24 protein-coding genes are annotated in these 23,388 nt (G+C 53.2%); 13 read left to right on the forward strand and 11 right to left on the reverse strand.

Annotation, left to right across the window (positions count from 1 at the left end; all coding sequences use genetic code 11):
* Positions 1–24 precede the first annotated feature (24 nt).
* On the reverse strand, positions 25–1,029 hold the full coding sequence (gap, locus tag BLQ17_RS01420) for a type I glyceraldehyde-3-phosphate dehydrogenase (RefSeq protein ID WP_092219042.1): 1,005 nt from the start codon (positions 1,027–1,029) through the stop codon (positions 25–27).
* A 164-nt stretch (positions 1,030–1,193) separates the two neighbouring features.
* Positions 1,194–2,837 (reverse strand): glycogen synthase, encoded by a 1,644-nt coding sequence (locus BLQ17_RS01425; protein ID WP_245694925.1) that lies wholly within the window; start codon positions 2,835–2,837, stop codon positions 1,194–1,196.
* A gap of 538 nt (positions 2,838–3,375) precedes the next feature.
* On the opposite strand from BLQ17_RS01425, the gene BLQ17_RS01435 reads away from it, so the two are divergent.
* From BLQ17_RS01435 to BLQ17_RS01455, 5 genes are all read left to right on the forward strand, one after another.
* Positions 3,376–3,789, forward strand: a complete 414-nt coding sequence (locus tag BLQ17_RS01435) for a secondary thiamine-phosphate synthase enzyme YjbQ (RefSeq protein WP_092219046.1) — start codon at positions 3,376–3,378, stop codon at positions 3,787–3,789.
* 24 nt (positions 3,790–3,813) lie between these two features.
* Positions 3,814–4,062 carry a hypothetical protein gene (locus tag BLQ17_RS01440; RefSeq protein ID WP_092219047.1) on the forward strand — a complete coding sequence of 83 codons (249 nt, stop codon included), beginning with the start codon at positions 3,814–3,816 and terminating at the stop codon, positions 4,060–4,062.
* Positions 4,063–4,072: 10 nt separating this feature from the next.
* Positions 4,073–5,851 carry a UbiD family decarboxylase gene (locus BLQ17_RS01445; protein ID WP_092219049.1) on the forward strand — a complete coding sequence of 593 codons (1,779 nt, stop codon included), beginning with the start codon at positions 4,073–4,075 and terminating at the stop codon, positions 5,849–5,851.
* Positions 5,811–6,569 (forward strand): pseudouridine synthase, encoded by a 759-nt coding sequence (locus tag BLQ17_RS01450; protein ID WP_245694927.1) that lies wholly within the window; start codon positions 5,811–5,813, stop codon positions 6,567–6,569. The genes BLQ17_RS01445 and BLQ17_RS01450 overlap by 41 nt, the downstream gene beginning before the upstream one ends.
* Positions 6,570–6,790: 221 nt before the next feature.
* Positions 6,791–7,069 (forward strand): HU family DNA-binding protein, encoded by a 279-nt coding sequence (locus BLQ17_RS01455; RefSeq protein ID WP_092219050.1) that lies wholly within the window; start codon positions 6,791–6,793, stop codon positions 7,067–7,069.
* Between the two features lie 124 nt (positions 7,070–7,193).
* On the opposite strand, the gene rimO is transcribed toward BLQ17_RS01455, so the two are convergent.
* From rimO to hemL, 7 genes are all read right to left on the reverse strand, one after another.
* The gene (rimO, locus tag BLQ17_RS01460) at positions 7,194–8,522 is read right to left on the reverse strand and encodes a 30S ribosomal protein S12 methylthiotransferase RimO (protein WP_092219052.1); all 1,329 of its coding nucleotides are present in this window, start codon (positions 8,520–8,522) and stop codon (positions 7,194–7,196) included.
* A 12-nt stretch (positions 8,523–8,534) separates the two neighbouring features.
* Entirely contained in the window at positions 8,535–9,266 is a 732-nt protein-coding gene (locus BLQ17_RS01465) for a nucleoside phosphorylase (protein WP_092219054.1), read from the reverse strand.
* Positions 9,267–9,360: 94 nt separating this feature from the next.
* Positions 9,361–9,612, reverse strand: coding sequence for an ATP synthase F0 subunit C (atpE, locus tag BLQ17_RS01470; RefSeq protein WP_045705672.1), 252 nt, complete (start codon positions 9,610–9,612; stop codon positions 9,361–9,363).
* A 120-nt stretch (positions 9,613–9,732) separates the two neighbouring features.
* Positions 9,733–10,455: a F0F1 ATP synthase subunit A gene (gene atpB, locus BLQ17_RS01475; RefSeq protein WP_092219055.1), complete on the reverse strand. Its 723-nt coding sequence runs from the start codon at positions 10,453–10,455 to the stop codon at positions 9,733–9,735.
* A gap of 8 nt (positions 10,456–10,463) precedes the next feature.
* The gene (locus tag BLQ17_RS01480) at positions 10,464–10,886 is read right to left on the reverse strand and encodes an ATP synthase subunit I (protein ID WP_092219057.1); all 423 of its coding nucleotides are present in this window, start codon (positions 10,884–10,886) and stop codon (positions 10,464–10,466) included.
* Between the two features lie 8 nt (positions 10,887–10,894).
* Complete coding sequence (locus BLQ17_RS01485) at positions 10,895–11,167, reverse strand: AtpZ/AtpI family protein (RefSeq protein ID WP_092219058.1); 273 nt, start codon at positions 11,165–11,167, stop codon at positions 10,895–10,897.
* An 85-nt stretch (positions 11,168–11,252) separates the two neighbouring features.
* Positions 11,253–12,545, reverse strand: a complete 1,293-nt coding sequence (gene hemL, locus BLQ17_RS01490; RefSeq protein ID WP_092219060.1) for a glutamate-1-semialdehyde 2,1-aminomutase — start codon at positions 12,543–12,545, stop codon at positions 11,253–11,255.
* A 357-nt stretch (positions 12,546–12,902) separates the two neighbouring features.
* Here hemL and trxA point away from each other — a divergent pair, with 357 nt between their 5' ends.
* From trxA to BLQ17_RS01505, 3 genes are all read left to right on the forward strand, one after another.
* On the forward strand, positions 12,903–13,229 hold the full coding sequence (gene trxA / locus BLQ17_RS01495) for a thioredoxin (RefSeq protein ID WP_092219062.1): 327 nt from the start codon (positions 12,903–12,905) through the stop codon (positions 13,227–13,229).
* An 87-nt stretch (positions 13,230–13,316) separates the two neighbouring features.
* On the forward strand, positions 13,317–14,249 hold the full coding sequence (gene trxB / locus BLQ17_RS01500; RefSeq protein WP_092219064.1) for a thioredoxin-disulfide reductase: 933 nt from the start codon (positions 13,317–13,319) through the stop codon (positions 14,247–14,249).
* 58 nt (positions 14,250–14,307) lie between these two features.
* On the forward strand, positions 14,308–15,093 hold the full coding sequence (locus BLQ17_RS01505) for an outer membrane protein assembly factor BamD (protein WP_092219317.1): 786 nt from the start codon (positions 14,308–14,310) through the stop codon (positions 15,091–15,093).
* 45 nt (positions 15,094–15,138) lie between these two features.
* On the opposite strand, the gene BLQ17_RS01510 is transcribed toward BLQ17_RS01505, so the two are convergent.
* Complete coding sequence (locus BLQ17_RS01510) at positions 15,139–15,582, reverse strand: NIL domain-containing protein (protein ID WP_092219067.1); 444 nt, start codon at positions 15,580–15,582, stop codon at positions 15,139–15,141.
* Between the two features lie 283 nt (positions 15,583–15,865).
* On the opposite strand from BLQ17_RS01510, the gene larB reads away from it, so the two are divergent.
* The 4 genes from larB to BLQ17_RS01530 all read left to right on the forward strand — a co-directional run bounded on the left by larB (position 15,866) and on the right by BLQ17_RS01530 (position 20,818).
* The gene (gene larB, locus BLQ17_RS01515) at positions 15,866–16,639 is read left to right on the forward strand and encodes a nickel pincer cofactor biosynthesis protein LarB (protein WP_092219070.1); all 774 of its coding nucleotides are present in this window, start codon (positions 15,866–15,868) and stop codon (positions 16,637–16,639) included.
* A gap of 199 nt (positions 16,640–16,838) precedes the next feature.
* The gene (gene secD, locus BLQ17_RS01520) at positions 16,839–19,406 is read left to right on the forward strand and encodes a protein translocase subunit SecD (protein WP_092219072.1); all 2,568 of its coding nucleotides are present in this window, start codon (positions 16,839–16,841) and stop codon (positions 19,404–19,406) included.
* An 11-nt stretch (positions 19,407–19,417) separates the two neighbouring features.
* Positions 19,418–20,155, forward strand: a complete 738-nt coding sequence (locus BLQ17_RS01525) for a YkgJ family cysteine cluster protein (protein ID WP_092219074.1) — start codon at positions 19,418–19,420, stop codon at positions 20,153–20,155.
* Between the two features lie 36 nt (positions 20,156–20,191).
* Positions 20,192–20,818 (forward strand): HAD family hydrolase, encoded by a 627-nt coding sequence (locus tag BLQ17_RS01530; RefSeq protein ID WP_092219075.1) that lies wholly within the window; start codon positions 20,192–20,194, stop codon positions 20,816–20,818.
* Between the two features lie 23 nt (positions 20,819–20,841).
* On the opposite strand, the gene BLQ17_RS01535 is transcribed toward BLQ17_RS01530, so the two are convergent.
* Complete coding sequence (locus tag BLQ17_RS01535) at positions 20,842–21,813, reverse strand: KpsF/GutQ family sugar-phosphate isomerase (RefSeq protein ID WP_092219077.1); 972 nt, start codon at positions 21,811–21,813, stop codon at positions 20,842–20,844.
* A 379-nt stretch (positions 21,814–22,192) separates the two neighbouring features.
* Here BLQ17_RS01535 and metK point away from each other — a divergent pair, with 379 nt between their 5' ends.
* Positions 22,193–23,356 carry a methionine adenosyltransferase gene (gene metK, locus BLQ17_RS01540; protein WP_092219079.1) on the forward strand — a complete coding sequence of 388 codons (1,164 nt, stop codon included), beginning with the start codon at positions 22,193–22,195 and terminating at the stop codon, positions 23,354–23,356.
* The last annotated feature ends 32 nt before the right edge of the window (positions 23,357–23,388 follow it).

Here is a 23,388-nt window from a genome sequence, read left to right on the forward strand (position 1 = left end):
GCTGCGCTCCTGATTCTTTTCCCGTTACAGCGTTTTGTTTGCCTCCATGTGCAGGATCAGGTCGAGCATCCTGTTGGAATAGCCCCACTCATTATCATACCAGCTCAGCACCTTGACCGATTTCCCTATTACCTTGGTCGATTCCGCATCGATCACCGAGGAGTGCGGATCTCCCTGAAAGTCAATGGAAACGAGCGGCAGCTCTGAATAGCCGAGATACCTGTTGGCAGCTTCCCTGAGAACCTGGTTCACCTCGGCGACACTGGTCTCCCTTTCAACCTCTATCACCGCATCCACAAGGGATACCGTTGGCGTCGGGACCCTCACCGCCAGCCCGTCAAACTTGTTTTTCAGCTCCGGAATCACCAGCGACACAGCCGCCGCGGCCCCGGTCTTTGTGGGGATCATCGACAACGCCGCAGCCCTTGCGCGGCGCAGGTCGGAATGGGGAGAATCGAGCAGGTTCTGGTTGCCGGTGTAGGCATGGACAGTAGTCATCAGACCGCAGGTTATGCCGAAGTTGTCCAGGATGACCTTGGCAAAAGGCGCAAGACAGTTGGTGGTACAGGAGGCGTTGGAGACAACGTGGTGAAGCGTTGCGTCATAATCGTCCTCGTTCACCCCCATCACCAGGGTTTTGACGTTGCCTTTGGCCGGCGCGGAAATAATCACCTTGGCGGCGCCGGCGTCGATATGCGCCTGGGCCGATTCCTGGTCCCTGAAAAACCCTGTGCACTCGGCCACATATTCCGCCCCCAGCGCACCCCAGGGAATGTCGGCGGGGTCCCGGAAGCTTGAGACTTTTATCAGCTTGCCGTCTATGTATATTCCTTCGTCGCACCCCTCCACTTCCCTGCGGTATACTCCCAGCACCGAATCGTACTTCAGCAGATGGGCAAGGGTCTTGTTGTCGGTAAGATCATTTATCCCCACCACCTCAATATCGGAAAACGCTTCATCCTCGCCAAGAGCCCTGAAGATATTTCTGCCGATACGACCAAACCCATTGATTCCAATTTTAATAGTCATCCTCTCAACCTCCAAAATTAATACCCTGATCGTTATACGTAAACTTCATCCACGTTTTCACCCGGTAGTGGCGAAAGCGAGGATTTTTGAACTTTTTCAGGCTGCCCCCGGCCTCTTCCGATACCCACGACCCTGGCCGCCGACAAAACGGCGCAGGTGCAGGGTCACGGCATGCTTTTACGGTAAAGATCGAGATATTTGTGCATCACCTTCGACCAGGTATATCGCTCGTGGATAGTCTGTACCGCCCGCAGCTGCATCCTTCTTTTTTTCTTGTCGGAAAGAGCCAGCGCCCGCTCGATAGCGTCTACAAGCCCCCTGGCACTGTTGTCGTCATACCCTATCCCGGTCTTGCCGTCTATCACCTTGACCAGTCCGCCCACAAGGTGGGCGATGGGAAGGTTCCCGTATAGCTGAGCCATGAAATCGGTAAGGCCGCAAGGCTCGAAGCGGGAAGGAAGGACAAAGAAATCACCGGCAGCGAAAATCTGGTTGGCAAGATCAGGGTCGTACCCCCGGAGATAACAGAGCCTGCCCTTAAAGGCTTCCAAAGTCGTCATCCCGACCAGTCGATCCTCAATTTCCGTCCAGCCGCTGCCGAGGACGAGCATCTGGACCCCGGGGGTTGCAGCAAAAAGCTGCGGCAGGGCGTCAAGAAGAATATCAACGCCCTTCTGTTCGTTCAGGCGGCCGACATAGGTGAGCAGCACCATGTCACTATCGCCACTGAGTCGTCCATATCCGGCAACCCGGTGAAAACTGCCGCCGGTCAGACGGACCAGCTCGTTCTTGCAGCGCTTCTTACCGCTTAACGTGTCTTTGGGGTCCGCCGGGTCGAAGTGCATTTTTTCGGCAACTCCTGGAAAAACTTTCGGCGGGAAAGACCGGGGATCGATCCCGTTTGTCACACCTTCCAGGACAATATGCCGCCTCTTCAGCTCATGTCCGAGCCAGCCGGTCATGCTGTCCTGTACGGTTTCCTGCAGTTCCCTGGCGTAATTTTCACTGACGGTATTCACCAGCGCATAAACCCCGGCCACCAGCAGCGGGTCGAACTTGCGCTCCAGCTGGCAGGACTCGACAACTCGTACCGGCAACCCGGTTATGGAGACTGCGTACGGGATATCGGCGATCTCCTGGTGGTAACCATAGCCGGCATTGTGGATTGTAACCAGACACCCGGTCCCCCTGAAATAACTGATATACCCGCTTTTTTCCCTGATCAGCGCCGCCAGCAGACCAGTGTGCCCGTCGTGGCAGTGGATGACATCCACCTTTGCACCGAGCGCGATCATCAGTTCAAGCGACGCCTTCTGGTGCAGGACGTTCATGGCAAAATAGTCATGATGCCCGGCCGAACTTTTTTTCCATTCGGAGCCTTGCGCTTCCTCCGTGGTGTATGTGTATATCGATTTTTTTTCACGAAAGCGGACCGCATCGACGAGATAGAGCCGAACCTGTCCATCCTGCTTATAGTAATATCCGGCCTCTTCCCTGATCGATCGATCAGGTTGGTTCATATTAATCGGGATGCAGAGTGGTTTGCCCGGGGCGAGCGGGTCCTCAAGGGGGAGAAATCCGTGTTTTTCCGGGTCGATAAATCCGTAGAGGGGGATAACCACAGACACCGACCTGGCAGTCCCGGCACCAAGAGCCCTGCTCAACTGGCACACCATATCCTTAATCCCTCCGGCACCTGCAAGCTCCCCGTACTCCCTGCTAATCATCCAGATGGACCTGATCTGCCTTGTCATGGTGAAACGTATGTCCTCGTAGCGTGTTGCGGTATAATCGACTGAGGAGTCCATCAATCATCCGCTACTTTTCCCAAATCCTGTTCCACCAAAAACTGGTCGAACCCACATTACATATACCACTACCACCATATCCGGTGTCAACTCAAAAAGGAGCATGGTCCTTCGTAATTTAAAGAAATTGTTTATGTTTTCAACGCAACCAGAGACAGGGGCCAGATGCAGCCGCCCCGCTTTCATTATAGTATCAGCCCCCCCTGCCGTGTCAAGCGGCGCACCTGAACAGGCAGCGCAGATTGTCAGTACCCAGTCCATCCCCACTTGATCTGCATCAGCACCTGCAGCTTTCAGTCGGAGATTGACTGTCCGGGTAAAAACTCCTATAGTGTCCCACCGGACAGTGTCCGTCACCGGTGCCGGGCAACCGAACAGGACAGGGCCGGCCGGTGTTTGACAGTTTCATAACTTCCGTTCCTCCATGACCACCACCCCAGGGGAGCGGAGCGGCAACAATGTTCGTCATTTTTGCAAAAAAGAAGCATAATTTATCCCCACAACTCCACAGGTTGGATCTGCTTTTTAAGGATAGGCCATGACCGACAGAACAATTAGGGTTACCACCACACGCCACATGGAACTTGTCGACATAACCGCCGAGCTGAGCGAGGCCATCAGCCGGCAGGGGGTCGACTCAGGTGTTCTTTACCTGTTCAATCCCCATACCACAGCGGGACTCACCATAAACGAGGGAGCTGATCCGGACGTGCAACAAGACATTATCCTCGGATTAACGGACATGGTTTCAGCAAACCTCCCGTACAGACACCTTGAGGGCAACTCGGTCTCCCACATCATGGCGCTTCTTACCGGGAGCTCCCTGACTGTTGAAATCGCAGGGGGACGCCCGGTGCTCGGAACGTGGCAGAAGATTTTTTTCTGCGAATACGACGGTCCGAGAAACCGCAGTGTCAGGTGGAAAATTGTCGGGGACAATCCAACCGCATAAATCCTTTACCGGACAACAACGGATATGAAAGTCGATGGAGCAAAGATATGTTTCGGTCTCACCGAAGAGCTTGACAGGGATTCGCTTGTCATCTTCCTGCAACTCGCCGGGCGTCAAGAATTGGCACAGACCCTGGCGGCCAGGATGTCCAGTGAGGAAATCATCAATTTTGTCGATTCCTTTATGGACCTGTTACGCCAACACCTGACCGAGCAGGAATACCACACTCTTTTTCTCAACGAAAACCACCCTCACCATACACCAGATCAATAGGGAGCCTCCGTTGGATGCAAACAAATTTTACGACCTCCGCAGCTACCTCGACGTTCTCAGGCAGGAGAACCAGCTGCTGGTCATAGAAGAACAGGTCGATCCGTATCTGGAGATAGCGGAAATCCATCGACGGGTTATCGCCGCCGGCGGCCCGGCCCTTCTTTTTACCAATGTCAAGGGATCCGATTTCCCGGTAACCACCAACCTGTTCGGATCCGCCAAAAGACTTGAGCTCGCATTCGGCAATAAACCGCAGCAGTTCGTCCGTGACATTGTCCGGCTTGCGGAAACGGTTATGCCGCTAACTCCGGCAAAGCTGTGGCAGAATCGGCAACTCCTGTTCGACGGGATGAAAATTGGGCTTAAAAAGCACGCCAATCCACCGGTCATGGAGAGGTTGCAGCGCCCTCCCCGGCTCTCAAGATTGCCGATGCTCACTTCCTGGCACAGCGACGGAGGGCCTTTTGTAACTCTTCCCCTGGTATATACCGAGCACCCGGACGGCAAGGGTCACAACCTCGGCATGTACCGGATACAGCGGCACAGCGACACAACCACCGGAATCCACTGGCAGATCCACAAGGGCGGCGGTTACCACTACTACGAAGCGGAAAAACTAGACCGCCCCCTGCCGATGACCCTCTTCATAGGCGGTCCCCCGGCGCTGATGCTGTCTGCTATCGCGCCGCTGCCCGAGGATCTGCCCGAGCTGATGCTCACCTCGCTGCTCCAGGGATCCAGGTTGGCCATGGGCGACGATCCCCTGGGCGGACACCGGCTGGTCGCCTTCGCCGAATTCGCCGTCAAGGGCGAAGTGCCGCCGAAGCTGCGTCACCCCGAAGGCCCGTTTGGCGACCATTACGGATACGATTCCCTGCAGCACGACTACCCGGTGTTCAAGGCCACCCATCTCTATCACCGTAAAAACGCAATTTACCCTGCGACCGTCGTGGGCCGCCCCAGACAGGAAGATTACTTTATCGGCGACTTCCTCCAGGACCTGCTCTCGCCCCTGTTTCCTCTGGTCATGAAGGGGGTAAAGGAGCTGAAAACTTTCGGCGAGGCCGGGTTCCACTGTCTGGCAGCTGCCAGGGTTCACGATCGCTACCCGCGGGAGGCATTTGGCTGCGGGCTGCGCATCCTCGGCGAAGGCCAGCTTTCGCTGACCAAATTCCTCATGGTAACCGACGGCGACATCGACATTACCGACTTTGGCAGACTGTGGGTGCATCTACTTGAACGGGTGGTATGGAGCCGTGATCTTTTTGTCTTCGCCAACGTCTCCCAGGACACCCTCGATTATACCGGCCCCTCGGTGAACAAGGGTTCCAAGGCGATGCTCATGGGCCTTGGCAAGGACAAACGCAGGGAACTGCCCCGTGAATTCAACGGAACTCTGCCCGCTGGCTGTACCAAGCCGACAGTCTTTTTACCAGGCACCCTGGTCGTACAGGCCCCCCCCTACACGGAATCCCCGGATCTAGCCGGTCAACTTGCCGAGCACCAGGGGGTAGACAACTGGCCGTTTCTGCTACTGGTCGATAACTGCGCTGAGGCAACCTCCACCATGCAGGAGTTCGTCTGGACCTTTTTCACCCGGTTCGAACCTGCGGCGGACATTTACGGAAAAGCAACATCGGTTCACCGTTTTCACGTCGGTCTTGAACCCCCGATCGTCATAGACTGCAGGATGAAGCCCTGGTATACTGATGTCCTCGAGGTCGACTGCGAAACCAAGAAGAAGGTTGATGAAAAGTTTTGTCGCATCATCCCTGCCAGATACCGGTAACATGAAGAAATCCGAACGTCTACAGAAATACCTCGCCAGATGCGGTCTCTGCTCCAGGCGAAAAGCCGAGGAATATATCAGGGAAGGCAGGATAACCGTCGACGGCCGGATCGTGACCGAGATGGGCACCACCCTGGATCCAGACACCAGCGAAGTTCTCTTTGACGGCGCCAGGGTCAGCCCGGAAAAGGAGAAGCTCTATTTTCTGCTCAACAAACCCAAAGGGTACGTTACCACAATGTCCGACCCGCAAAACAGGCCGGTGGTGACTTCCCTGGTCAAAGGGGTGGACGCACGGCTTTTTCCGGTAGGCAGGCTTGATTTTGATACCGAAGGCGCCCTGCTGCTCACCAACGACGGAGAGCTAGCCCAGAAGATCCAGCACCCCAGCTTTGAAACCAACAAGACCTATGAAGCTCTTGTCAGGGGAGTGGTGCCGCAGAATAAAGTCGACCAGCTGGAAAAAGGCGTGATTCTTGACGGAAAAATGACCTCCAAGGCAACCATCAGATATCTCAATCGTAAAGGAAAAAACCAACTTCTCAGAATCACCATTCACGAAGGCCGAAAACACCAGGTCAAAAAGATGTTCCAGCATATCGGCCACCCCGTTCTCCACCTCAGGCGCACAGCCTACGGAAAACTTACCCTGGGCTCGCTGCCGACCGGACAGACCAGACGACTTAACCCCTCAGATATTAAAAAGATTTTTTTATAGAATTTTCTTTACAAAAATTAAATTAGCTGATTAAATCTAAGTAGTTAGAGGCGCATCTATTTATCAGGCACAGCAAAGTCATCCAGTAACTGACTGTTATTGCTGCACTTTTCCGCAGGCCGTCCACCGATGGCCGACGACTGGTTACTATTGACGCAACATTACTGAAAAAAAGCGTTGTACAAAGGGTCTAATTTGATTTCCGGAGACAGGAGTTAAGTATGAATAAATCAGAATTAATTGAAGCGTTGGCTCAGGATATTGACGTACCTCATCGTGAGGCAGCGGCAATTACAAATACCGTGATCGAGACGATGACCGAAGCCCTGGCACGGGGTGAGTCCATTGAAATACGCGGTTTCGGCAGTTTTGTGATAAAAAAATACGATTCATACGAAGGCAGAAACCCCAAAACCGGCAAGAAAATCAAGGTGAAGCCCAAGAAGCTCCCCTTTTTCAAGGTTGGAAAAGATCTTAGGGAAAAAGTCAACACCAAGTAACCTGCTTACACCAGCCTCCGGCAGCACAGCCAACCAGGTTACCACCAGTGATCGATGTGGCAACGGTTGCTGCCGGTTGCGGCCTGATCCGGCGGATGCGCGAGCACGAGTCGCAGCTGGCGCGTCAAGCAACAATACCGCCGATCAGGTCGTAGGTCTTCGCCTCTTCAATTCTCACGTTCACAATATCGCCTGCAGCAGCCGTGCCTTCATTGATATAGACGCAGCCGTCAACCTCGGGCGCCTGGTACTTTGTTCGCCCCTCAAGCAGTAACTCGGTTTCCCGGCACACCCCTTCAACAAGTACCGGCACGGTCTGGCCGACATATTTCTGCTGGACCTGTCCCGATAATTCGGCCTGCACCCCCATCAGGTGGTCCCGGCGACGGTTCTTTTCATCTTCCTCGAGTTGGCCCGGAAAATTTTCCGATGGAGCCCCTGGCTCGTTTGCGTATGCGAACACCCCCACATGGTCCAGCTTATACCTTGACATAAATTGTTCAAGCTGGCCTAAGTCGTGCTCGGTTTCTCCTGGAAAGCCAACGAGAAAAGTAGTTCTGAGTGCAATATCGGGAATTTCCCCGCGCAGTTTTTCGACAAGTTCCGCCAACTGCCGATAGCCGTAAGGTCTGTTCATTTTCTTCAGAATGTTGTCACTTACATGCTGAAACGGAATATCGAGATACGGCACTATCCGCTGTTCATTTACCACCAGCTCGATAAGTTTACGGCTGATTCCCGTCGGATAGAGATAGAGCAGTCGAATCCACGGTATAGAGGTCTTCTGCAGTAATTGTTCAAGCAGCTTCTCGAGGCTGGTCCCCCTGCCAAGGTCATTGCCGTAGGCGGTGATATCCTGGGCGATAAGTGAGAGTTCCTTGACACCTGCCCGCTCAAGATTTGTTGCCTCAGCTACAAGGTCATCAATAGGCCTGCTCCTGAGCCTGCCGCGGATTGACGGGATCATGCAGTAGGAACAGCGGTTGTCGCATCCTTCGGTAATTTTCAGCCATGCCCTGAAACCAGGCGTGGAAATTATCCGCGGGGTAGCAGCATCCATCAGATATTGCGGGGGTAAAATCACCTTTTTAGAAAGGTCGTAGACTTTTTTATCGAGCAATTCCGGAACCATCGCAACCGCTTCGGTTCCCAGAAAGAGATCGACCTCCGGCAACTCTGCTGCCAGACTTTCGCGGTACCGCTGCACCAGACAGCCGCAGACCACTAATTTAACCCCCGGCCTGCTCTTTTTAATATTCGCCATGGCCAGGATTTCATCAATGGCCTCTTCAACCGCCGGCTGGATGAACCCGCAGGTATTGATTATTATCACATCGGCCAGTTCCGGATCTTCACACAGCTGCCAGCCACTTTGGTCAAGAGCGCCGAGGATGACTTCGGAATCAACCAGGTTTTTGGCGCAGCCAAGGCTTACCAGGTGAAAGGTCGACATAGTCTCCCCCTACTATTGAGAAATGAATTTTTGCAGTACTTCATAGGCCGCCTCTTTACGAGCCCGAAAATGATCTTTTGTAAAACCAGGGCTCCAGGATTCGCCCCACACCTCATCGGAAACGATGAGCACAGCACTAAACTCGATTTTCCGAAAAATGGCAACGGCGCATAAGGCGGAAAATTCCATGTCGATCGCCACCACCCCCCGACTCCTGTTCAACTGCGCAAGCTGGGACCTTTTTTCCCGGTAAACAGCATCGGTGGACCACACCCGCCCGGTGGCCGTGACAACCCCCTGACCTCTGAAAAAATCGCGAAGTTCCGCGGTGAGGCTGCCAGAGGGAGCTATCTCGCTTTCTCCGGTATAATAGGGTGAAGTTCCCTCCCCGGAAAGGGCGCTGTCGGGAATGACGATATCCCCCACCGCCAGTTTTTTGTCAACCGCCCCGCACCATCCGCAGAGAACAATCCGCCTCGCTCCAAGGGCAATGAGTTTTTCCATGGCAAGAGCTGCCATCGGTGCACCGATTGCCGGCCCAGCGACAAAAGAGTAGTCGTTTTTGCTCACGCATAGCCTTGAGTTGAAAAGAAACCGCGAGCTCCAACCCGAGTCGAGCAGGGTGTCTATTCTCGGTTTCGCCTCGGTCGGATTAACCAGGAGAAGACCACGCTCAGGGATCGATTTTTCATTGCGGTTTTTGCGTGGAAAAATAACAATATCGGGATCGTTTTCTACAGACATTTTTTCCTCTGGTTGCGATGAAAAAAAAAGGACTGCAGATACCTGCAGTCCTTTTATCGATCACCAACTGATCGTTATGATCCCTGATGGACTTTTATCCAAGCAGCGGATTTGCGTAGAGCAGGATCAGGGAGATAACCAGTCCGTAAATAGCTACTGATTCGGCAAGAGCCATACCAAGAATCATGAACACCATGAGCTTGGGCTGAACTTCGGGGTTTCTTGCAAGGCCCTGACATGCGCCGTTACCAACAGAACCGATACCAATACCAGCGCCCAGTCCGGCAAGACCGATAGAGAGTGCAGCACCTACGCAGATCAGAGCTAATTGAATATTACCTTCCATTGTTTTCTCCTTTAAAAAGTTTTGTAAGTTGGCCTTCTTCTTTATATCCTAAAACCGCTAAAACCAATATTTTGCAGAAGATGCTCCGCATATCCGCCGGAGCACAGTCCTGTAATCTTTTTAATGTGCGTGCTCCTGCGCCTGTGAAAAGTAGACCACAGTCAGAAGAACAAATACCATCGCCTGTACCAGTGAGACCAGAACACCGAGGATCATGATCGGCAGCGGTGCAAAGAATCCCCCGGCGAGCATAAAGAGGATTGCAAGAAGGGTCTCTTTAGCCATGATGTTACCAAAAAGTCGGATGGACAGAGACAGCAGCCTGGCAACGTTACTGATGATCTCAATAGGCAACAGCAGAGGTACCAGCCACCATACCGGCCCCATGAAATGTTTGTAGTAACCCAGACCGTGATTACGAAAACCGATCAGGTGATGAGACAACCATACGATGACGGTCAGTGCGAGAGTGGTGTTGATCGAAGAAGTGGGCGACATGAACCCGGGAATCAACCCGATCAGGTTGGCTACGGCAATGTAGAGTCCGAAAGTTGCGATCATCGGAAAAAACTGATCGGCTAGCTCCCTGCCCATGTTGTCCGCAAAGAAATCGTCCATACCGCCGATTACCAGTTCCCAGAAATTCTGTCCCTTGCCCGGAACCATTTCAAGGTTTCCAAGGGTCAGTTTGGCCACAATGAACAGGAATACCATCACCAGCCAGGTATATGTCATGTACGGCGCACACAACTGCTCGAGTATACCGTTTCCCACCGGGCCGTGCGGAACCGGAAGTCCCATTTTTTCCAGGATGATCGAAATAAATAGTATCGGATGTTCCATAACTCCTTTTACCTCCTCCCTCTGAATAAGTAGCCCCCCGCCAGCCTGATCGCAACCAGGGTGACCGAGATAACCACCGTTGACAAACCCAAAATCAGTCCAAAGATGTTGACCAGCTGCCACTTGATAACGACAAACAGGACAACACCTATAATTACAATGCGTATCCAGAACTTCAGCAGGTACCCTTTCTGTTCCCGCTGGGCGCGTTCCCTGCGCTCTTCCGGGGAGCGAAGAGCGGTGACACTATCGATAAGCCTGTTGACATCGCTTGCCGACACCGAGAAGCTGCATATGGAGATCAGCCCCCCAACCAGCACCGAGAAGGCGAAATCAAGGTTTACAAACAGAGCCGAACCGAGTGCCAGGCAAAGGAGAACGATCCAGCTTGCCACCTTCATCATCAACAGTGGCGCGAACTCATCAGTCACAGAAATTTCTACTCCTCGTGCTCTCGTTTATCTTTCTGTTGTTGTTTTTCCTTCTCTTCCTTCTTGGTTCGCCAGATAATTTCGAGCAGGGTCTTGTACCCCGCGGCAATACCAAAAGCCAGACCGATAAACGTGAACCATGGCGCGGTGCGACCATCGAACACTTTCTGGTCAAGCACAATCCCCGCGCCAAGACCGACCAGTATCGCAGAGACGAAAGTGAACCCGATATGGCCGTAGTTGGCGAGCAGCTGAACAAATTCTTTTTTCAAATCCGACATTCACACCACCCACCTTCTGCTCAGGACAACCCTGAGTTCATAACCGAGTTTGATATCACGACTGCCTATCATAGTCAATATAAATTCATTTTTCGAGCATTTTTTTGAATGACCATTCAGTCATTTTTATTGCCTTTTCGAGATCATCTCCGCTCTGCGCAGCGGAGATGAAGGCAACTTCGAACTGCGACGGAGCCATATAGATACCTTTGGACAACATCTGCCGGTAATGGAGACCATAGCGGTTGGTGTCGGCGGTCATCGCCGACTCAAAATCAACCACTTCGTTCTCGGTAAAAAAGCCGGTCATGATCGATCCTACCCGGTTAAGGGTCACCGCAATTCCGGTACTGGCGCTAATGTCCGCAAGCCTGCCTGCGTATTCAGCGGCCTTTTCTTCCAGCTGCTCATAGAACCCGGGGGCCTGCAGCAGTTTCAGGGTTGCAATTCCTGCCGCCATGGCAAGCGGGTTGCCGGACAAGGTTCCCGCCTGGTACACCGGACCGTCTGGAGCGATGCAGTCCATGATCTCTTTTTTCCCGCCATAAGCACCAACCGGCAATCCGCCACCGACGATTTTACCAAGACATGTCATATCGGGAGTGATCCCGTAGTATTTCTGGGCTCCACCGTAACTGAGCCTGAATCCGGTGATGACCTCATCGAATATGAGGACGATTCCCAGCTCTCCGGTCAATCTCCTGAGGTCTTCGAGAAACTCTTTCTTCGGCGGGACGCACCCCATATTTCCGGCAACCGGCTCGACGATGACGCAGGCGATGTCAAGCGCCGGGTCTCGAAGGGTTTTCTCCAGGGTCTCGCAGTCGTTATATGGGATGGAGAGGGTATTTTTGACGATATCGTCAGGCACCCCAGGACTTCCGGGGATACCGAGGGTAATGACCCCCGACCCGGCTTTCACCAGGAAGGAATCGGCGTGGCCGTGATAGCAGCCGTCAAACTTGACCACCATCTTTTTACCGGTGTATCCCCTGGCAAGGCGCACGGCGCTCATGGTGGCTTCCGTGCCCGAATTGACGAACCGGACCTTTTCTATGGACGGAACCGCTTCCACCACCATCTGGGCAAGCTCAATTTCTGTCGGCGTGGGCGCGCCGAAGCTGGTTCCCTGCGCCGCGGCATCCTGCACCGCCTTGACGATTTCCGGATGGGAATGACCGAGGATCATCGGCCCCCAGGACCCGACGAAATCGACGTATTCCTTACCGTCGGCATCCGTCAGCTTTGCCCCTGAGGCGCCAGTGATGAAAACCGGATCACAACCTACCGAGCGACACGCCCGGACGGGACTGTTGACCCCACCGGGAATAACTTTCTTGGCGTTTTCAAACAGGGAAGCGGAACGTGTATTTTCCATTGCTATCTCCTTATCGACCGACTCAACGGCCGGCTGTTGCTGTTATTATGTTATCGTGTTGATGTCAAAAGATAGCGGTGAGCACCACACCTTTTTTCACCCTTTTTTTCATTGATCGACGGGCAATATAGCATGGTGATCGTTTTACTGTCAAACAATCCCCCCTTGATTTTTTTTTATTTGATGAACATTGTAGGGTATCGCTAAACAATGGCGTTTGGCACCCGGCATGCCACTTTTTATGCTTGTCAGCCAATGGAGCAACAGGTAAAGTGGACAGCAGACTTATTTGCGGCTGCTTGGAGCCGTAACCAGACGATCAGACACGAACAAATTTCATGAATAAAGGAGCACATGATGGCAAACGAAAACGTCTTGCAACTGACTGACGCAGAGTTTGATAACGTAATTAAGGCAGACAGGCCCACCCTGGTTGATTTCTGGGCTCCGTGGTGCGGTCCGTGCAAGGCAATCGGCCCGGTCATTGAAGATCTCGCCAACGAATATGACGGCAAAGTAACCATTGCCAAAATGAACGTGGATGACAACCCTGAAACCCCCGGGAAATTCGGCATTCGCGCCATTCCGACCCTGATCCTTTTCAAAAGTGGCGAAGTTGTCGACCAGATCACTGGATCTGTCGGCAAATCCCAGCTTGTTGCTCTCATTGAGAAAGCTCAATAAAGCAGTCGCCATGGCTGCCGTTTCCCGGGGTTTACCCGGTCACAAAACAGCAGCCTCTGTTTAGCCCATTTGACGTATTCAACACCGATGAAAGAACATTACGAACTCATTATATTAGGCGGCGGCCCGGCAGGGCTTGCGGCCGGGCTCTACGCGGCACGGGCGCGTCTGGATCATGTCCTCATTGAGAAGGGGGCTACCGGGGGGCAGGTGCTGCTGACCGACTGGGTAGACAACTATCCCGGCTTTCCCGAAGGGATTACCGGATTTGAGCTGGTCGAGAAGATGACTCAGCACGCCAAACGATTCGACCTCAACATAGAAATTGGTACCGTTGTCAAGGTCGATCTTGACGACGAAGCCATAAAGGTTCTTCACCTTGAAGACGGGAGCCGGGTGAGCTGCGACACGCTGATCATTTGTACCGGCGCCAGGGCAAATACCATCAACGTTCCCGGCGAACAGGAAATGCGCGGCAAGGGTGTCTCTTACTGCGGCACCTGCGACGCACCTTTTTACCGGAACATGCACGTCGCAGTCGTGGGAGGCGGCAACACCGCCATCCAGGAAGCGGAGTATCTCACCAAGTTTGCCAGCAGGGTAAGCGTCATTCACCGCAGGGATGAACTGCGGGCAACGAAAATAATCCAGGAAACCGCCTTTGCCAACGAGAAGATCGATTTTATCTGGGACAGTGTGGTAACGGCCATAGAAGGTGAAAACGGGGTTGAAAGGCTCAGACTGAAAAACAAGGACGGCAACGAGTCCGTCCTTGAGGTACAGGGGGTGTTTGTGCTCATCGGAGTCACCCCGAACAACAGTGGACTTCCCCTGGAAAAACTGAAGGCCGACCAGTGGGGATTTATCCCCACCGACATCGAGTCAAGAACCGCGGTTCCCGGAGTCATGGCGGCAGGCGACATATGCAGCAAGGACGTACGACAGATTGTCAACGCCGCGGGAGAGGGAGCGGTTGCCGTTCTGGCCGCTGAAAACTATTTACAACTGATGAAAAGCTGAACAAACCGGACCAGCCCTGATGACCCTGACGAAATTACATTTGTCCAGAAAAGCCGGAATGATACTGGTAATCCTCTTGCTTGCAATGCAAAGCGGATGCTCAGGCTTCAAGGAGACCTTTAACTTCACCTCCATTGATGAAGAAGGCAACGTAATAGAAAACGACAACCTGACCCTGCCGGCCAGGAAGCTGCTGTCCCAGGGGATGGATGACTACAACGTCGGTAAATATTTCACGGCTGTGCAATTTTTCGAGGAAATATTGAACAGATACCCGTTCAGCCCCGAAGCGATCCTGGCCGAACTCAAAGCCGCCGACTGCTCCTACCATCTCGGTAAATATCTCGAAGCCCTGATGCTTTATGAGGAGTTTGAGGAGCGGCATCCGACCAACGCCTCCATGCCCTACGTGCTGTATCAAAAAGCGATGTGCAATTACAAGCGCATAGACCGCATCGACCGAGATCCGTCCGGCGCGGAACAGGCCATCCGCCATTTCAACCAGCTGCTCAAAGCGTATCCCGACTCCCCCTACAGCGCTGAAGCAGAGGCGCGAACCAAGGCTGCAACCGAGTTCCTGGCGAACCACGAATACTTCGTGGTGGAATACTACGTAAGAACAGCAAAATACGATCAGGCTGCAGTCCGTCTGAACTATCTGCTGGCAGCTTACCCGAAAAGCTCTATCGCGCCCACCGCGACCGAGCTCCTGGCCCGTATCGAGGCGGGTGATCCACCCGGCTCAAAGCTGTCATCCTGGTTTCCCAAGCTCAACCTGCCGGACTGGACTCTGTTTGGAGGCAAGGATGAAGAAGACGACTCGGTCGGCCCTGTCGTCCATTAACAACACCGGAAGAGCAGGCGCCGATGCGGCGCCTGCTCTTTTTTTTTAAATCATATATTCTGCAAAGATCCGCTCGTCGTTCAGCGACACTTCCATCGCCCGAACCGGACAGATAGGGACGCACAGGCCACATCCGGTACACTTTTCGGCATCAAAGACAACAGCCATCTCCGGACGCTTGACATAGAGAGCCCCGGAGGAGCAGACCCCGGTACAGGCGCCACACTGGAAGCAGTTGTCGTCGTCACGACGAATTCTCGCGGCCATGCGCTCCACCCGCACCCCAAGATTTCTGAGATAGTCGAGCCCGGACTTTACGTTGCCTTTGCTGGTGCCTTTGAGTTCAATGATCATGAGTCCTTCACGCTGGAGCAGGATATCGGCCTTGAGAATATTGAACTCGATATCATACTCTTTTACCAGCCGGTAGATATAGGGTTGGTCACTGGCATCCTTGGGAAATCGCAGTATATATATTTGGGTGTACATTACTCTACCTCTTCGGTTAATATTGCTTTAATTATCGGCGTGTTGCCGGCAATGTGGACCGTCCGTCCCGTTCGTTCTTGTTTGCGATCCAGCGCAGCAGAGACCGGCCCCGGACGCAGGAACAGATACAATCCGAGTGTCAAGTGTACTTCCCGGCCAATATTATGGCAAGCCCCTTTTTAGCTGAGGACCGGGCGGGGGCAACTGTAAATTATACTGGAAACCGCTTCCCCCTACGGACGGCGACAATCAATCACCTAAAGACGCAACAGGGATAATAGTTATGGACCCCCGGACACTCACCGACCTGCTGAACCGGGTCAAGGACGCCACCTGCACGGTGGAGGAAGCAATGCAGCAGCTGACCGGATTTCCATCGGAGATCATGGAGCACGCCAATCTTGACCACCAGCGCCATTTACGCACCGGCATTCCCGAGGTTATCTACGGCGCTTCAAAAACTGTTGAGCAGATAATCACCATTGCCCGTGCCATGCTAAAGAGGGCGAGCCCCGTACTGGTAACCAGGGTCGACCCCCAAAAAGCAGCGAAGATTCTTTGCAGCTGTCCAGAACTTGAATACCACGAACCTGCAGGTCTGCTTTGTGCCAACAAGGCAGACGTGAGGATGCAGAAAACCCGGGGCAAGGCCCTTGTGGTATGTGCCGGGACCTCCGATATTCGGGTTGCAGAAGAGGCGCGGCTGACCCTGGAGCTGTTCGGTCATCCGGTGGGAAGTCTCTACGACATCGGGGTGGCCGGCCTCCATCGCCTGTTTTACAGACAACAACTGCTCCATGAGGCATCCGTTATCATTGTCGTGGCCGGAATGGAGGGGGCACTGCCCAGTGTCGTCGCCGGTCTTGCCAGGGCTCCGGTTATCGCGGTGCCGACCTCAGTCGGATACGGCGCAAGCCTCGGCGGCATCGCTGCGCTTCTTGGGATGCTCAACAGCTGCGCTCCCGGAGTAGCCGTGGTGAATATTGACAATGGGTTCGGTGCCGCCTGTATGGCACACGCAATCAACTGCGACTATAGCGACGATGCCCCCCAGTAATTTCACCTCGCTGAACCCGGCCGCCATGCAAAGGCAAAGACACAAGACAAGCGACCTCCATTTGGTTCTTTGCCTTGAGAAATGCACCCTATTTCACACCGCAGAACTTGCAAGATTCATGCATTGCGGTATAATCGCATGGTTTGACCTAATTTGATTACCGCTTCTTGCTCATATTACGATAATTTCAGGAAAATCCATGAACACTGCACTCAAACTCAAACTCGCGCTTCTGGTCGCCATAATGGCTCTCGCCGTTGTCACTGTGGTGCCCTCTTTTTATGCCAACACTCCTTCCTGGTGGAAAACCTACATGGCTCCGGAAGGGTTGCGGCTGGGCCTTGATCTCCAGGGCGGAATGCACCTGGTTCTCAAGGTCAACCTGAAAAAGGCTGAGGAGAACAACCTTGAATTCGCCGCAAACGACCTCAAGGATACGCTTGCGGAAAATTCCATAAGCGCTGTAAGAACAGCTTCCCCCTCACCCGACACGGTAATCTTCACCCTGCCCAACAGCAGCGCCACCGACAAGGTCACGAAAATGATTGGTGAAGACTTCCCAGACCTCAACGCCAGGGTAGAGGCGAAAGAAGGCAGTTTTCCCAGGATCTTCCTGACTCTTAACAACGACAAGAAACAATATATCAAGGATAATGCAGTAGAACAGTCCCTTGAAATTTTACGTAACAGAATCGACCAGTTTGGCGTTGCAGAACCGGTCATTATCAGGCAGGGGACATCTGAGATCGTCATCCAGCTCCCCGGGGTAAAAGATCCCCAGCGTGCGCTCAAACTGTTGGGCGACACCGCCCAGCTCGAATTTCGGCTGGTCGCCGAATCAGCGGGAATCAATCTCAATGAGCTTATCGCCGACGCAACTCATCTTGGCCAGTGGCACGACGGAGAACCGGTTGCAAAGCTCAACCGGGCACTTTCCGGACGGCTGCCCGACAATACTTCCATATATTTTGAAAAACAGGTAGACAAGCAGACCAAGCAGGAATTTACCATACCCATCCTGCTTGAAAACAAGATCCTCATGACCGGCGAGATGGTCAAAGACGCCCAGGTCCGGATTGGCGGCACCTTCAACGAACCCTACGTAAGCCTCGACATGACAAGCCGGGGAGGCAAGGTGTTTGCCCATATTACAGAACAAAATGTCGGCAGACGCATGGCGATAGTACTCGACGACGTTGTCCGTTCCGCCCCGGTCATCCGCGAACGGATTCTCGGCGGATCGGCCCAGATATCCGGCAGCTTCACCCATGAAGAAGCGTCGGACCTCGCCATCGTTCTGCGGGTGGGCGCCCTTCCCGCCCCCGTTGACATTATCCAGAACATGACCGTCGGGGCAAGCCTTGGACAGGATTCCATCAATAAAGGACTAACATCTGGTATTTTCGGGGCACTTATCGTTCTCGGCTTTATGATCATCTATTACCGGCTCTCCGGTATTATTGCCAATTTTGCGCTGCTCCTCAATATCCTGCTGCTCTTTTCAGGCCTGGCCATCCTCAACGCCACCCTCACCCTGCCGGGTATCGCAGGTATTATCCTCTCCATAGGTATGGCGGTTGACGCCAACGTTCTCATCTTTGAGAGGATGCGCGAGGAATTTGGACTCGGTAAATCGGTACGCTCCAGTATCGACAGCGGTTTCGGCAAAGCCTTTCTGACCATTGTCGACTCCCAGGTAACCACGCTTATTACGGCCCTGGCCCTGTTTCTGTTCGGTACCGGACCCATCAAGGGTTTTGCGGTAACACTTTCTCTGGGTATCGTCTTCAACCTCTTCGCCGCCCTTTTCTTCAGCCGGCTTATGTTTGACACCATCAATTCTGTAAAACCGATGGAAAAACTCAACTTCCTGCTGATAGCGAAAAAGTCCACCCTCGACTTTCTTAAATTGAAGAAAATCGCCTTTGCCCTGTCGTCCATAATGGTTATTATCGGACTGCTGGCTTTTATCCAGATCACCAGGGGACAGGCCAACCTCGGCGTCGACTTCACCGGCGGCTCCCTTCTCCAGTATAAGGCCGACCAGCCGTTCACCATTGGCGAGGTGCGCAACGCGTTCCACCGCAACGATATGCAGGACCTGAATTTTCAGGAAGTGGAGAACGAGAACCGGTTGATCATCAAGATCAAGAAATCCGATGCGGTGGTGGCAAATCTCGATCAGCAGGTCAGTACCATCTTAAAAAACGAATTTCCCGAAAAAGCATTCAACCTGGAAAGCGAGTCGGAAATCGGGTCGTCGGTCAGCTCCGTGCTGCGCAACAAGGCGATCCAGGCGATTATTATCTCCCTTGCCGGCGTTATCGTCTACCTGGCCTTTCGGTTCGACATACGGTTCGGACTGGCAGCGGCCATCGCGACCTTTCATGACGTCATCGTGGTACTGGGCATCTGCTGGCTGCTCAACATCGAGATCACCCTGCTGATCGTCACCGCCTTACTCACTCTGGCCGGGTATTCCCTCAACGACTCCGTGGTCGTGTTCGACAGGATCAGGGAAAACATGATAAAATCGGCAAACAAGTCGGTGGAATCCAATATTAACGACAGCATCAACCAGGTGCTCAGCAGGACAATCGTCACCTCGCTCACCACCATCATAGTTCTGGCATCGATTTTCTTTGTCGGCGGAGCTGTCATTCACGACTTCGCCTTCGCCCTGCTCACCGGTATAGTGGTGGGTACCTATTCATCCATCTTCATCGCCAGCCCGGTCCTTACCGTGCTCGGCAAGAAAAGGCTCTAGTCAGGTGAGAGATGGAAAATAGAGTCCAGTTACCGCAATTTGTCCATCGATTGGGAAAGGATGAGCGGTTTACGTTCGACTGCCATAGCGGGGTCAGCTGTTTCACCCAATGCTGCCGCATGCTTGAGTTGGCGCTCACCCCCTACGATGTGCTCCGGCTGCGCCGGGGAGCCGGCTGCAGCTCAAGCGAGATGCTTGAGAAATATATAATCATGGAGCATGAACCCGGAGAACCTTTTCCCAGATTTTACCTGACCATGGTGGACGATGGCCGCGCCAGCTGCGTGTTCGTCGGCAGGCGGGGATGCACTGTATACGACCATCGCCCCTCGGCGTGCCGGTCATACCCGCTTGGGCGGGCGGTGATGAGAGTGGACGGGGACAGGCTTGAGGAACATTTCGTCCTGATAAAAGAGCATCACTGCCAAGGCTTCAGCGAAGCCAGGGTCAATACGGCCGCTACCTACGGGCAGCATCAGGGGCTGGCCGAATACAACCATTTCAACGATCGTCTTGCCGCGATCCTGCAGCACGACGCTGTCAGGAACGGTTTTATCCCTTCCGTCGGTCAGGTGGACAAGTTTATCCTCAGTCTGTACGACCTCGATACTTTCAAAGACCGGCTGCTCACAGACCGGCTCGGCGGCATCAAGCCTGACGAGCAACAGATGAACAAAATGGAAGATGACCGTGAACTGCTCGGGTTTGCAATTGACTGGCTTTGCGACCAGCTTTTTTCAGGCCTGTGAGATGATTCACAAGCTATATCCAAGGTACTTTTTGTTATGTTAAAACTTATCGTCTTTGACTGCGACGGCGTCATGTTCGACTCAAAGCAGGCCAATATCGCATACTACAACCACCTGCTGGATCACTTCGGATTGCCGAAAATGGATAGCGGCGAGGAAGATTACGTGCACATGAGCAGCGTGATTGAAGCGATCACCCGCATTTTCAGCAGGCACCGCTCTCCAAACCTTGACCAGGTACATGAGTACCGCCTGCAGATCACCTACGAACCATTTTTGCAACACATGAAGATGGAACCGGACCTGGTTTACTTCCTTGAGAGGGTGTGGAAAAAATACCGCCTGGCCATCTCCACCAACAGAACCAATACCATGCTCCCACTCCTGGAGAGTCACAACCTGGACCACTACTTCGAGAAGGTGGTAACCGCGGCCACGGCAAAGCGCCCGAAACCGGCACCCGACGGACTGCTGGAGATTCTCGACCATTTCAACTGCGCCCCCGAGGAAGCACTCTTTATCGGCGACTCAATCGTTGACCAGCAGCACGCGTCAGCCTGTGGCGTCGACCTGATCGCGTTTAAAAACAGCGATCTCGAGGCCCGCTATCACGTCGACAGCTTCAAAGAGATCCTGCAGCTTCCGCCCTTTGGCAGAAGCTAGACAGTATCGATCGGCCGGCCTTCTCAGACCAGGAAGCGGAACTCTCCTTTTCCCAGCAGATTATGCAGGTGCAGAAGACCGATCAGGCGGTGCTTTTCATCCACCACAGGCAGCGCGGTGATTTCATGGCGTTGCATGATCGACAGGGCATCGGCTGCCATGTGGTCGATGTCTATGGTAATCGGATCGTGGGTCATCAGTCCAGCGGCGTCGATTTCATTGAGAACTTTACCCGAAGTGAGAGCCCGCCTGATATCGCCGTCGGTAACTATACCCAGCAGCACCTTGTTATCATCGAGAACCAATACCACCCCGCGGTTTTTGTTGTTGAGTTCCTCTATGGTCCTGATCGCTGACAGATCCGAGCTCACCCAGGGGATGTCATCGCCGGTAAGCATCACTTCCGACACCCCGACTTTCAGACGCTGGCCAAGGCTGCCTCCAGGGTGATTTTGGCGAAAATCCTCCGCCTGGAACTGTTTTCTTTTCAGCAGTACAACCGACAGGGCATCACCCATTGCAAGGGTCGCGGTGGTGCTGGTGGTCGGGGCAAGCCCAAGTGGGCATGCTTCTTTCGGGATGGCAATATCAAGGACAATATCCGCTGCCAAGGCAAGAGAGGAATTACGCCCCCCGGTCATGGCAATGATCGGGTTACCGCGCTTTTTGATGCTGGACAACAAGCTGTTCAGTTCGGAGGTCTCCCCTGAATAGGAGATTGCGAGGACGACATCCCCGCTCATAACCATACCGAGGTCACCGTGCATGGCTTCAACCGGGTGCAGAAAAAAAGATGGCGTACCGGTGCTGTTGAGGGTGGCGGAAATTTTCTGTCCGACTATCCCCGATTTGCCGATCCCGGTAATAACGAGTCTTCCACGACTGGCCAGTATGGTTTCAATGGCCTTCACGAACTCTTCCCCAATGTTTTCTCTCACTGCTGAAAGTCCGCGCTCTTCAGTCAAAAGCACTTCTTTGGCCGCTTCAATTGTCATCTGATTATCCCTATTGCGTTACAGGTGGAATATTATTCTGAAATATCGGGATATAGAGCCCTCCCGTCGTTACCGGGGCAACTGTAAGCATCTTTTGCACCGCCGCAACAAAAAATGGCGCACCTGTTACCCATTTAGGTGAAGGTTTTCTCGTAAACTTATTTTCTCAAACTGTAATTGTCATTCGCCATCCCAGAAAAGCACCGCCTGACTGACCGTGATGTTTTGTAATATGAGCGTTTGGTGATGGATCCAGATTTTTTTTGTCCAAATAAAATACTTTTTTTGCGTTCTTTTGTTGTAATTAGTAGTACAATGTGTACCTTTTGCAATCGTTAATAGAACAGTTACGCGAGACAATCCAATCATAGGAGTTAAGATGTCAGCTTATTTATTTACCTCTGAATCGGTTTCAGAAGGTCATCCTGACAAAGTTGCCGACCAAATATCAGATGCAATACTCGATTCCATCCTGGAACAGGACACCCAGGCCAGGGTCGCCTGCGAGACGCTGGTTACCACCGGAATGGTGCTCATAGCCGGTGAGATCACTACTTCCGCCTGGGTGGACATGCCAGACGTTGTAAGAAAAACGGTCAAGGGAATTGGTTACAATTCTTCAGATATGGGTTTTGACTGGCAATCCTGCGCAGTCATGACCTCGATCGACAAACAGTCCACCGACATCGCCCAGGGAGTCGATGAAGGAAGCGGTCTCGATCTCGACCAGGGAGCAGGCGACCAGGGAATTATGTTCGGCTACGCCTGTAACGAGACCGAGGTGCTTATGCCGATGCCGATTACCCTGGCCCACCGCTTGACCAAACGGCAGGCCGAGGTGCGCAAGGCGAAAATACTGCCCTGGCTCAGACCCGATGCCAAGAGCCAGGTGACCATAGAATATGAAGGCAACGTCCCGAAGCGCATCGAGGCGGTGGTTCTTTCCACCCAGCATGACGAGACAATAAGCTACGAAGCGCTCAAGGAAGGGGTGATTGAGGAGATCGTAAAACCTATCCTGCCCCTTGATATGGTCGACAAGAACACCAAATATTTCATCAACCCTACCGGACGGTTCGTTATCGGCGGGCCCGTCGGCGACTGCGGCGTTACCGGTAGAAAAATTATCGTCGACACCTACGGCGGGAAAGGGTCCCACGGCGGCGGCGCGTTCTCCGGCAAAGACCCATCCAAGGTCGACAGGTCGAGCTCCTACTATGGTCGCTACGTCGCCAAAAATCTCGTAGCAGCGGGAATCGCCGATGAAATAGAGGTACAAATTGCCTACGCCATCGGCATATCCAACCCGGTATCGATCAACGTCAACAGCTTCGGCACCGGAAAAATTTCCGACTCAAGGATCAAGCAGCTCATCGTCGACCATTTCGACCTGAGACCCAAAGCCATCGTCGCCCAGCTTGACCTGCTCAGACCGATCTACCGTGAAACAGCAGCCTACGGACATTTCGGCAGAGAGCTCGACTCGTTCACATGGGAAAAGACCGATAAAGCCGATCTTCTCAGGGATTCGGCAAACCTCTGATACGAAGATTGTCATCATTTTCTAAAGGGATA

Origin of the sequence: Desulforhopalus singaporensis (assembly GCF_900104445.1) — a bacterium.
GTDB classification, from domain to species: Bacteria; Desulfobacterota; Desulfobulbia; order Desulfobulbales; family Desulfocapsaceae; genus Desulforhopalus_A; species Desulforhopalus_A singaporensis.